The 10,437-nt window shown below is 71.3% G+C and carries 11 protein-coding genes; 6 read left to right on the top strand and 5 right to left on the bottom strand.

Annotated elements, in window-relative coordinates:
• The 5 genes from AC1DY2_RS08880 to AC1DY2_RS08860 form a co-directional block, all read left to right on the top strand.
• The coding region (locus tag AC1DY2_RS08880) for a S1C family serine protease (RefSeq protein WP_476762082.1) at positions 1-1,161 on the top strand (1,161 nt) is incomplete at its 5' end.
• A 125-nt stretch (positions 1,162-1,286) separates the two neighbouring features.
• Positions 1,287-2,342 (top strand): glycosyltransferase family 2 protein, encoded by a 1,056-nt coding sequence (locus AC1DY2_RS08875; RefSeq protein WP_476762081.1) that lies wholly within the window; start codon positions 1,287-1,289, stop codon positions 2,340-2,342.
• Positions 2,343-2,347: 5 nt separating this feature from the next.
• Positions 2,348-3,163, top strand: a complete 816-nt coding sequence (locus tag AC1DY2_RS08870) for a CDP-alcohol phosphatidyltransferase family protein (protein ID WP_476762080.1) — start codon at positions 2,348-2,350, stop codon at positions 3,161-3,163.
• Between the two features lie 70 nt (positions 3,164-3,233).
• Entirely contained in the window at positions 3,234-4,079 is an 846-nt protein-coding gene (locus AC1DY2_RS08865) for a glycosyltransferase family 2 protein (RefSeq protein WP_476762083.1), read from the top strand.
• A 30-nt stretch (positions 4,080-4,109) separates the two neighbouring features.
• Positions 4,110-5,405 carry a hypothetical protein gene (locus tag AC1DY2_RS08860; protein ID WP_476762079.1) on the top strand — a complete coding sequence of 432 codons (1,296 nt, stop codon included), beginning with the start codon at positions 4,110-4,112 and terminating at the stop codon, positions 5,403-5,405.
• On the opposite strand, the gene AC1DY2_RS08855 is transcribed toward AC1DY2_RS08860, so the two are convergent.
• From AC1DY2_RS08855 to AC1DY2_RS08845, 3 genes are all read right to left on the bottom strand, one after another.
• Complete coding sequence (locus AC1DY2_RS08855) at positions 5,402-6,391, bottom strand: hypothetical protein (protein WP_476762078.1); 990 nt, start codon at positions 6,389-6,391, stop codon at positions 5,402-5,404. The two genes, AC1DY2_RS08860 and AC1DY2_RS08855, sit on opposite strands and share 4 nt — an antisense overlap.
• Before the next feature lie 92 nt (positions 6,392-6,483).
• Positions 6,484-7,257, bottom strand: coding sequence for an ABC transporter ATP-binding protein (locus AC1DY2_RS08850; RefSeq protein ID WP_476762077.1), 774 nt, complete (start codon positions 7,255-7,257; stop codon positions 6,484-6,486).
• Positions 7,257-8,054 (bottom strand): ABC transporter permease, encoded by a 798-nt coding sequence (locus AC1DY2_RS08845; RefSeq protein WP_476762076.1) that lies wholly within the window; start codon positions 8,052-8,054, stop codon positions 7,257-7,259. Before AC1DY2_RS08845 ends, AC1DY2_RS08850 begins: the two co-directional genes overlap by 1 nt.
• A gap of 82 nt (positions 8,055-8,136) precedes the next feature.
• On the opposite strand from AC1DY2_RS08845, the gene AC1DY2_RS08840 reads away from it, so the two are divergent.
• Positions 8,137-8,688 carry an ECF transporter S component gene (locus AC1DY2_RS08840; protein ID WP_476762075.1) on the top strand — a complete coding sequence of 184 codons (552 nt, stop codon included), beginning with the start codon at positions 8,137-8,139 and terminating at the stop codon, positions 8,686-8,688.
• A 91-nt stretch (positions 8,689-8,779) separates the two neighbouring features.
• Here AC1DY2_RS08840 and AC1DY2_RS08835 read toward each other — a convergent pair whose 3' ends face one another.
• Both AC1DY2_RS08835 and AC1DY2_RS08830 read right to left on the bottom strand, forming a co-directional pair.
• A complete protein-coding gene (locus AC1DY2_RS08835; RefSeq protein ID WP_309979672.1) occupies positions 8,780-9,472 on the bottom strand; it encodes a phosphocholine cytidylyltransferase family protein in 693 nt (230 codons plus the stop codon).
• Between the two features lie 198 nt (positions 9,473-9,670).
• The coding region (locus AC1DY2_RS08830; protein WP_476762074.1) for a hypothetical protein at positions 9,671-10,437 on the bottom strand (767 nt) is incomplete at its 5' end.

Genomic DNA, 10,437 nt, shown 5'->3' with positions numbered 1-10,437 from the left:
GGCAATGATGCTCCCGCGTCGTCCGAGAGCGCGGGCAGCGCCCAGAACATCGTCGTCAACGACACCGACTCGGTGAACCAGATCACCGCGGTCGCCGCCAAGGCGAGCCCCAGCGTCGTGACCATCTCGGTCACCGGCGGCCAGGCCGGCGGCACCGGTTCCGGCATCATCCTCTCCGAGGACGGCTACGTGCTCACCAACACCCACGTGGTGACCCTCGACGGCGCGACCGGCGACCCGACCATCCAGGTGAAGACGAACGACGGCCACCTCTACGACGCCGAGCTCGTGGGCACCGACCCGCTCTCCGACCTCGCGGTCATCAAGCTGGTGGATGCCTCAGGCCTCGCGCCGCTCGACTTCGCGGACTCCGACAAGCTCAACGTCGGCGACACCGCCATCGCGATCGGCGCGCCGCTCGGCCTGTCGGGCACCGTCACCAACGGCATCGTGAGTGCGCTGAACCGCTCGATCGATGTCGCGTCCTCGGCGGCGCCGGCGACGCCCGACGACTCGACCGAGGGCGACAGCGGCCAGGGCGACAGCGGCCAGGGCGACAGCGGCGACGGCTCCGAGCAGAGCCCGTTCGACTTCTTCTTCGACCTGCCGAACCCCGACGGCTCGCAGCCCGAGGCGCCCCAGGCACAGGCCTCGGGCCAGGTGTCGCTCCCGGTCATCCAGACGGATGCCGCGATCAACCCCGGCAACTCCGGTGGCGCGCTCCTGAACTCCGAGGGCGAGCTCATCGGCGTCAACGTCGCCATCCTCTCGGCCGGTGGCTCGAGCGGCGAGGCCGGCAACATCGGCGTGGGCTTCGCGGTCCCGTCGAACCTGGCCGAGCGCATCGCCAAGGAGATCATCGACAACGGGGCGGCCACGCACGGCCTCCTCGGCGCGACGGTCACCTCGGCGGAGTCGGACGCCGACAGCAACACGGTCGGCGCCCTCATCTCCGAGGTGAGCGCAGGCGGAGCGGCCGAGCAGGCCGGCCTGCAGTCGGGCGACGTCGTCACCGAGTTCAACGGCGTGCCGATCACCGACCAGACCGACCTCACCGCCCAGGTGCGGGCGCTGCCCGGCGGCGAGAAGGCGCAGGTCACCTTCACCCGCGACGGCGACTCCAAGACCGTCACCGTGACGCTCGGCACCTTCGAGAGCTGACGCCTCGGCACGACCACGACGGCGGGGCCGGATCGACATCGATCCGGCCCCGCCGCCTGTGTGCTCGCACGGGCCTCACGGGGGTCGGCTGCTAGGCTCGATCGACTTCCGAGCGAGTGAGGAACATGCCCGAGCTGCCCCAACCGACGACTCCGTCGTCGCTCGTCGGCGTCTCGTATGTCATGCCCGTGCTCAACGACGCCTCGCACGTGCGCGCCGCGGTCGAGTCCATCCTCGCCCAGGACTACGACGGCCCCGTCGAGGTGCTCATCGCGGTCGGTCCCTCGATCGACGGCACGGGCGAACTGGTGGCCGACCTCGCCGCCCGCGACGCCCGCGTGCGCGTGCTCGAGAACGAGGTCGGGTCGACGCCGGCCGGCCTCAACATCGGCATCCGCGCGGCGCGCTACCCCGTCGTCGTGCGCGTCGACTCGCACTCGATGCTCCCCGTCGACTACGCCCGGGTGGCGGTCGAGGTGCTCGAGCGCACCGGCGCCGACAACGTGGGCGGCATCATGGACGCCCGGGGTGAGACCCCCTTCGAGCAGGCGGTGGCGCTGGCCTACACGACGAAGGTCGGCCTCGGCGGCTCGGCCTTCCACGTCGGCGGCCACGAGGGCCCCGCCGAGACGGTGTACCTCGGCGTCTTCCGCCGCACCTCGCTCGAGCGGGTCGGGCTCTTCGACGAGACGATCAAGCGCGGGCAGGACTGGGAGCTCAACCGCCGCCTCCGCGAGACCGGCGGCACGGTGTGGTTCACGCCGGCGCTCGCCGTCACCTACCGTCCGCGCTCCACGGTCGAGCGGCTCGCCCGGCAGATGTTCTCGACCGGGCTCTGGCGCGGTGAGCTCGCACGCCGGTTCCCGTCGGCGAACGGCATCCGCTACTTCATCCCGCCCGTCATGGTGGTGGGCGTGGCCGTCGGGCTCCTGCTCGGCATCGCGGGCATCGTGCAGGCCGCCGTGGGCGCGACGCCGTGGCTGCTGCTCGGATTCCTCGTGCCGGTCGTGTACCTGCTGTTCGTCGTCGCCGCGACGCTCATGTACGCGCGGCACCGCGGTGCGGCGGTGGCCGGCCGCTTTCTCGTAGTCTTGCCCTGCATACACGTCTCGTGGGGTGTGGGCTTCGTGCTCGGCTTCCTCTCGTTGACGAGCAACATCGCCAAGCACACGGGAAGGTGACGCGGATGTCACAAGCCGCCGGCCACGCTCACGCCCGGCCCACGAGCATCGCCGAGCTCCGCGCCGTCGCCCAGCCGCCCGAGGTGCGCGGCCGGCGCAACGCCGAGCACTGGACGGCCTCGCTCTACCTCCGCAACCTCTCGCCCTACCTCACGTGGTGGCTGCTCAAGACATCGATCTCCGCGAACGGCGTCACCGGGCTGATGATCCTCGTGGGCTGGTCCACGGCGGCCGCGCTGCTGATCCCGGGCATCTGGGGCGCCCTCCTCGCGGTCGTGCTCGGGCAGTTGCAGATGCTGGTCGACTGCTGCGACGGCGAGGTGGCACGCTGGCGGCGCACGTCGTCGCCCGCCGGGGTCTTCCTCGACAAGGTGGGCCACTACACGACCGAGGCGCTCATCCCGCTCGCGCTCGGCATCCGCGCCGCCGCCTACCCGCTCGAGTTCCCCGCCGACTTCCTCTGGACCACGATCGGCGCCCTCCTCGCGCTCGTGATCGTGCTCAACAAGGCGCTCAACGACATGGTGCACGTCGCGCGGGCGAACGCCGGCCTGCCGAAGCTCACCGACACGCACGGCGAGACGGCGCCGCGCGGCGGACTCGTCGCGAAGCTCCGCAAGGCGGCCCGGTTCCTGCCGTTCCACCGGCTCTACCACTCGGTCGAGCTCACGCTCATCGCCTTCGGCGCGGCGCTCGTCGGCCTGTTCCTCGGCCAGCCGGTCGTCGACCGCTGGGTCGTCGGCCTGCTGCTGCCGCTTGCGATCCTCTCCCTGGTCGGCCACTTCGTGGCGATCATGGCGTCGCGACGTGTCCGTTCCTGACACGCAGGGCGATCCGGGCGGCGCGCGCCGTCACCCCGCCCGCCCGCGCGTCGGCGTGGTGGTGCTCACCATGGGCACGCGTCCCGACGACCTGGCCCGCGGCATCCGGAGCGTGCTCGACCAGCACGACGTGGTCGTCGACGTCGTGTGCGTCGGCAACGGCTGGGATCCGGCCACGGCCGAGCCGGCCCTGCCCGCGGGCGTGAAGACGCTGCACCTGCCCGAGAACCTCGGCATCCCCGCCGGGCGCAATCGCGGCGTACCCGAGGTCGACGGCGACGTGCTGTTCTTCCTCGACGACGACGCGTTCCTGCCCGACCCGGGATTCCTGGCCACCGGATGCCGCATGCTGGCGCTGCGCCCCGAGCTCGGCCTCATCCAGCCCCGCGTCGTCGATCCCACGGGTCGCGTGTCACCGCGGCGGTGGATCCCGCGCATCCGCAAGGGCGACGCGTCGGACTCGAGCCGGGTGTTCTCCTGCTGGGAGGGGGCCGTGCTGATGCCGCGGGCGGTGTTCGACGCGACGGGCGGCTGGGCCGACCCGTTCTTCTACGCGCATGAGGGCATCGAGCTGGCGTGGCGCGTGTGGGACACCGGGCACGTCGCCTGGTATGCGGGCGACCTCGAGGCGGGACATCCGGTCATCGACCCGGCGCGGCACGCCTACTACTACCGCCTCAACGCGAGGAACCGGGTGTGGCTGGCCCGGCGCAACCTGCCGCTGGTCCTCGTGCCGTTCTACGTGGGGTCGTGGACGGCGATCCAGGTGCTGCGCTGGGCGCGCCAGCCGGCCGCGTTGAAGGCCTGGTTCGCGGGCTGGCGCGCGGGCTGGCGGGAGCATCCGGGGGAGCGGCGTCCGATGCGGTGGCGCACCGTCTGGCGGATGACCCTCGCCGGGCGCCCCCCGATCGTCTGAGGCGCAGCCACCGCCCGCTACCCTTGGACGGTGGGATTGCGGAATGACACGCGGCGTGCCGTCAAGCTGGCCAAGGACATCATGTGGTCGCGGCGCGCCCAGCGCGAGCTGGTCACCAGGCTCGCCGAGCAGCCTCCGCTCGAGCCGCACCACTTCCGCATCGGCGTCTACTTCGCCGACGGGCGGGTGAACCTCTACCAGCTGCGGCAGTGGTACAAGCCGCTCCTCGAGCTGTCGAGGCGGCATCCGGTGCTCATCCTCAGCCGCGCCTCCGGCTCGGCGCTGGAACTGCTCGCGGAGTCGCCGCTGCCGGTGGCCTACGTGCGCCGCGTGGCGGATCTCGAGCAGGTGATCCAGGACCAGGACCTGCACGTGGTGTTCTACGTGAACCAGAACGCCAAGAACTTCCAGATGATGCGGTACGGGCGCCGGTGGCACGTGTTCATCAACCACGGCGAGTCCGACAAGATGTACATGACCACGAACCAGTTCAAGGCCTACGACTACGCCTTCATCGCGGGCGATGCGGCCAGGGCGCGGCTCGAGAAGGTGCTCTGGGACTACGACTTCGACAAGCGCGCCATCCCGATCGGGCGCCCGCAGGCCGACCACTACCTCGACGGCTCGCCGCTGCCGTACACGCCCGACGACCGCGAGGTGGTGCTCTACGCGCCGACGTGGGAGGGTGACCGCGGCGCCGCCGCCTACGGCTCGATCGCCTCGCACGGCGTCGGCTTGGTGCGCGGGCTCCTCGCCACCGGACGCCATCGCGTGATCTACCGCCCGCACCCGAGGTCGGGCGTCGTCGACCCCGCCTACGGCGCGGCGAACCGGGAGATCATCGCGGCGATCGCGGCGGCCAATGCCGCGGATGCCACGGCGCAGCACGTCTTCGACGACGGGCCGTCGCTGGGCTGGCAGCTGGCCGCGGCCGACGTGGCGATCGTCGACATCTCGGCGATGGTCTACGACCGCCTGGCGGCGGGCAAGCCGCTGCTCATCACGCGGCCCGCGAACCCCGAAGCGCAGATCGACACCGGCGGATACCTCCAGGCCTGCGAGTGGCTCGAGGTGTCGGATGCCGCGGCCATGGTCGCACGCGTCGACGAGGTCGCCCACGACGCCGACGCCCTCGAACGCCTCGGCGTGTGGGTGCAGCGGTACTTCGGCGACACCACGCCCGGGGTCACCACGGAGCGCTTCCACGCCGCCGTCGAGCACCTGATGCAGGAGTGGGAGCGGTTCGCCGCCCTGCACRCCGACGACGACGACGTCGAGGAGTTCGAGGAAGACGACGAGGACGAGGCCGAGGCGCTCGGCGCCTAGCGCTCCACCTCGGGCGGCTTCGGATGCCGGCGGCTCCTGCGTGCCGCTCGCGATGCCGCAGCACGGAGGCCGCGACTCGTCTCCACGGCGAAACCGCCGAGGCCGGCGCCGGCGCGCGTCAGCCGCGAGGTCGCCGCCGTGAGCACGCCGTCGCCCTCCCGTGGCTCGAGCTCGAGCGGCAGCGTCGCCGGCGGGGTCCCGAACGCGAGGCGCGACTGCTGCAGCACCCGGCGCCCGAGGATGTGGTTGCCCGCGCCGCCGATGGCCGCGCCGATGCCGAACGGGATGGCCTTGCCGATGATGCCGGCGCCGCCGCGCACCGCGAACTGCCGCACGAACACGTGCCGGAGCCGGTCCACGACGGTGCCCATGACCGCCTTCGGCATGGTGTTCGTGATGAGCTCGCCCCAGTAGGCGTTGCGGGCGATGCCGCCGCCGGCGGCCTGCCCTGCGAACTGGCGCACGAGGTCGACGCCCTCGCGCCCGAGCATCAGCGTCATCACCAGTGCTCGCGCCCGCTCGGGGTTCTCGATGGCGATGCCGTGCACCTCGGCGACCGACTGCGCGAACAGGGCGGTGGCCTCGAGGAACCCGGCCGTCTCCACGCCCGAGAGCACGAGGGTCACGCCGGTGCCGATGCCGGGGATGACGGCCGTCGCGCCGACGGCGGCGCCGCCGGTCGTCACGGCGGTGAGGTAGCGGCGCTCGAGGATGCGCACGATCTGGTCGGGCGAGGCGTTCGGCACTCGTCGGCGGATGCCGCGCAGGTGCGCCACGACGACCGGTCGCTGGATCGACAGCACAGTGTCGATGCCGCGCTCCATGCCGTGCGCACGACCCTCGTCGGGGGCGCGGCCGCCGGGCCCGCTCGTGCCCGAGGGCTGGGACGTGCCGGCCCCCGGCCCCGTGGTCGGCGAGTTGGACGGCTGACCCTCGCGGGCCGCGTCCCCGCCCAACGAGGTGATCCTGTGCACGCGTTCGGCCATGACGCCGATCCTAGATGCGGCGGCAGGGAGGTCGCCCGAAACGGGGAGGGCTCGCGCGCGCCCCGCCGATGAGGTATGCGAGGCGGGCGTCGCTACGCGGTGCCGTGCTCGGCGTTGTACCGGTCGAGGACCTCGTCGATGCCGGCGTCGAGCACGAGCGCACCCTTGTCGAGGTAGAGCCCGCGCGTGCAGAACCGGCGCAGGTCGCGCTCGTTGTGGGAGACGAAGAACAGGGTGCGACCGCCGTCGAGGAGCTCCTCGATGCGGCGGTAGCACTTCTCGCGGAACGCCTTGTCACCGACGGCGAGGACCTCGTCGACGAGCAGGATCGGCTCCTCGAGCTGCGAGATCACGGCGAACGCGATGCGCACCTTCATGCCGCTCGACAGGTGCTTGTAGGGAGTGTCGAGGAAGTCGCCGATGTCGGCGAACTCGATGATCTCCTCGAACTTCGCGTCGATCTGCGCCCGCGTCATGCCGTGCAGTCCGGCGGTGAGGTAGACGTTGTCGCGGACCGTGAGGTCGTCGACGAAGCCGCCCGTGATCTCGATGAGCGGGGCCACGCCGCCCGTGACCTCGACGGTGCCCTCGTCGGCGATCATGACCCCCGCCACGAGCTTCAGCAGCGTGGACTTGCCCTGCCCGTTGCGGCCCACCACGCCGATCGCCTCGCCCGGGCGCACGTCGATCGACACGTCGCGGAGCGCCCAGAACTCGCCGGGGCGGGTACGACGGCGGCGTCCGGCGAACAGGTCCTTGAAGCTGCGCCGACCCCGCCGGTTGCGACGGAACCTGACCCCGAGGCCGCGCACGCGGATGGCGTGCGTCTCCGTTGCGGCGAGCGCCGCCGCTGCGGCATCCGTCATCAGATCTCCTTCAGCACCTGGCGCACGCTGCCCCGGAAGACGAGGAGCCCGACGGCGAGGATGGCGATGGACATGACCGCGGCGATCGCGACGTTGAACCAGTCGAGCTCGTCGGGGAAGAAGGCCGAGCGGTAGAGGCCGAAGATGCCCGTGAGCGGGTTGAACGCGGCCCACACGTGCAGCTCGGGTGGGAGGTTCGTGACGCCGTAGATGATGGGCGACGCGTAGAAGAGGAAGCGCAGGATGAGCTTGACCGCGCGCTCGAGGTCGCGGAAGAACACCACGAGCGGCGCCACGATGAGTGCCACGCCCGCCGTCAGGATCGCCTGGAGCAGGATCGCGAGCGGGAACAGCACGAGCTGCCAGCCGACCTGGGCGCCGAAGACGATCGCGAACAGGGCGAGCACCGGAAGTGCGAGCAGGAACTCGATGCCCTTCGAGAGCACGATGCGGTTCACCCAGATGGTGCGGGGGATCATCGTCGAGCGCACGAGCTTCGCGTCCTTCAGGAACGCGCGCGTCGAATCCGACACGGCCCCGTTGAACCACATCCACGGCAGGAGCGCCGAGAGGAGGAACACGATGTAGGGCTGGGTGCCGACGGGACGCTCGAACACCTGCGTGAACACGAACCAGTAGATGCCCGCCATCACCAACGGGTCGAGCACCGACCACACGTAGCCGAGGGCCGACGTGGAGTAGCGCACCTTGAGGTCGCGCGTGGTGAGCAGCCAGAGCGAGTGCCGGTACCGCGCCATCGGCGTCCGCTGCAGCGGATGCGTGTCGGCGTAGCTCATCACGCTCTCATCGTAGATGCCGTGCGGCGGTAGGTTTGAACCGGGCCGACGGCGCGTGCCGTGCCCGTCCGGAAGGAGCGTCGTGCGCCGCACCAGTACCCGCGTCCTCTTGAGCTGCGCCGCGATCGGGGTGGCCGGAGGCCTCGTGGCCGGGGCATCCGGCTACCTCGCGGCGGCGTTCGCGGCCTTCGGCCCGCTGCTCTACGGACTGACGGTCGGCGTGCACTTCCTTCCGAGCGTCGTCGCGCTCGCGCTGCTGAGGCGCCCGGGCACCGCGGTGCTCGCCGGGGTCATCGCGGGCCTCGTCGGCACCGCCTTCGCCCCCTGGTGGATCGGGCGGTACCTCGGCACCGGCCTGCTCGTGGGCGCGCTCATCGAATTGCCGTTCCTCATCACGCGCTACCGGCGGTGGGACGCGTGGATGTTCTACGTCTCGGCGGCGTTCGCCGGCCTGGTGCTCGCCGTCGCCGTGTTCATCGGCCTCGGCGCCGAGCACTACGCGTGGTGGGCGTGGGCGATCGCGCTGCCGCTGTGGGTGCTGAGCCCGGTGCTGTTCACCTGGGTCGGCCGGGTCATCGCAGCGCGGCTCGCCAMGGCGGGCGTGGCGCAGTCGGTCTCTTCGGCCGACTGTTGAGTCGGCCGCCCACGGCGGAGTCGCCGGCCGACCTCTGAKATGCGAAGAGCGGATGCCGCGTGGCATCCGCTCTTCACTGCTGTGGTGCTGATCACACGAAGTGGTTCGCGCGCTCCAGGTCTTCGGCGAAGTCGATCTCGACCGCGTAGAGGTCGGAGATGTCCATCGGCTCGACGAGCATGCCGCTCTGCTCGATCGCGAGCTCGATGCCGCGCTCGAAGTAGTCCTGGTCGCCGACGCGGGCGAGGTGCCCGAGCAGGGCCGCCTTGTCGCGGCTCGACACGTAGTTGATGCCGACCGCCTCGCCGAGGCCGCCGCGCACCGTCTTGGAGAGCTCCTTGATGTAGCCCTCGGCCGTGGTCGTGTACTTGACCTCCTCGTCGGACACCTTGGCGGTGTTGACGGTGACGAACGACTGGTCGCGGGCGATGAACGGCAGTGCGCGGTCGAGGATGCGCGGGTCGAAGACGACGTCGCCGTTCATCCACAGCACGCCGCCGGCGTGCGAGGCGGAGAGGGCGCGCATGAGGCTCTTCGAGGTGTTCGTCTGGTCGTACTCCTCGTTGTAGACGAAGGACGCCTGCGGGAACGCCTCGATGATGTGCTCGAGCTTGTAGCCGACGACGATCGTCACGGCGGCGCCTGCGCCGAACGCGTGCTCGATGTTGTCGAACTGCTGCCGCATGATGGTGCGGCCGTCGCTGAGCTCGGTGAGGGGCTTGGGGAGGGAACGCCCGAGCCGGCTCCCCATGCCGGCCGCGAGAATCACGATCTGGGTGGTCACTGCATCTCCTTCAATGGTCGGATGCCACGGGCGCTCGTTGCCGAGCGTTCCCCCCACGTTCATCCGGAAGTTCGAATGTGGACACGCCGTTATGCCGGGTCTCAGGATATCGGCTCCGCGCCCGCTGCGCCGACCCCTTGACGTGGTCGTAGCAGGATCGTGATCGAGAGCACAGGGGATGCACAGGTTCCCAGCGCGTCAACGGGTGACGTCACGACTGGGTTCGCGGCGCGGTGGTTGGTAGGTTTGCGTGGTGACTTCCGTTTCGCGCTCCGACCAGAACGACGAACAACCCGAAGGCACCGGCACCGGGGTGTCTGCCGATCGGGGGTCGTCGGCTGCGCCGCGGGCGTCGCGGAGCACGACGAGCGCACGGGCAGCGAGCCGTCCCGCCATCGCGGACAACGAGTCCGACAGCCCCGCGAAGCCGGCGGCCAAGCCCCGCTCCACGCGCTCGGCTGCGGCCAAGTCCACGGCCGCCACGTCGACGGCGGCGAAGTCCGCTGCCAAGACCACCGCCGCGAAGACGACCGCAGCGAAGACGACCGCGGCGAAGACGAGCCCGGGGAAGACGACCGCCGCGAAGTCGACCGCCGCGAAGACGTCGGCCGGCAGATCCGCGGCCGCGAGGTCGACGGCCTCGACGAGCGCGACACCGAAGCCCGCTGAGGACGCGCCGGCCGTCGACGCCGAGCAGACCCCGCAGTCCAAGCGCACCGCGGCGTCGCGCACCGCCTCCGCGAAGGCGGCGTCGGCCCGTGGCGAGGCGGCCAAGTCGGCACGTGCCGCGCGTGCGGCGAGCACGACCAGCCCGGCCGCGCGCAGCCGTGCGGCCTCCGCGGCGACCTCGAAGCGCCAGGCGCAGCGCACGGCCGCCTCCCTCACCACCGAGACCACGACCGCCGAGCGGACGAGCCGCAAGCCGGCCCCCGCCGAGGCGGAGGCGCCCGTCGCCGAGACGGCTC

Source organism: Agromyces sp. P1_H4, from assembly GCF_056405255.1.
Note: the sequence above shows the minus strand (reverse complement) of the source record. Positions and strands in the feature narration are given on the sequence as shown.

What these genes read in the sequence shown, in the direction of transcription:
- AC1DY2_RS08865 (WP_476762083.1), top strand. Translation starts at nt 3,234, where the DNA reads ATGGGCACGCGTCCCGACGACCTGGCCCGCGGCATCCGGAGCGTGCTC.
- AC1DY2_RS08850 (WP_476762077.1), bottom strand. Translation starts at nt 7,257, where the DNA reads ATGACGGATGCCGCAGCGGCGGCGCTCGCCGCAACGGAGACGCACGCC.
- AC1DY2_RS08870 (WP_476762080.1), top strand. Translation starts at nt 2,348, where the DNA reads ATGTCACAAGCCGCCGGCCACGCTCACGCCCGGCCCACGAGCATCGCC.
- AC1DY2_RS08845 (WP_476762076.1), bottom strand. Translation starts at nt 8,054, where the DNA reads ATGAGCTACGCCGACACGCATCCGCTGCAGCGGACGCCGATGGCGCGG.
- AC1DY2_RS08875 (WP_476762081.1), top strand. Translation starts at nt 1,287, where the DNA reads ATGCCCGAGCTGCCCCAACCGACGACTCCGTCGTCGCTCGTCGGCGTC.
- AC1DY2_RS08855 (WP_476762078.1), bottom strand. Translation starts at nt 6,391, where the DNA reads ATGGCCGAACGCGTGCACAGGATCACCTCGTTGGGCGGGGACGCGGCC.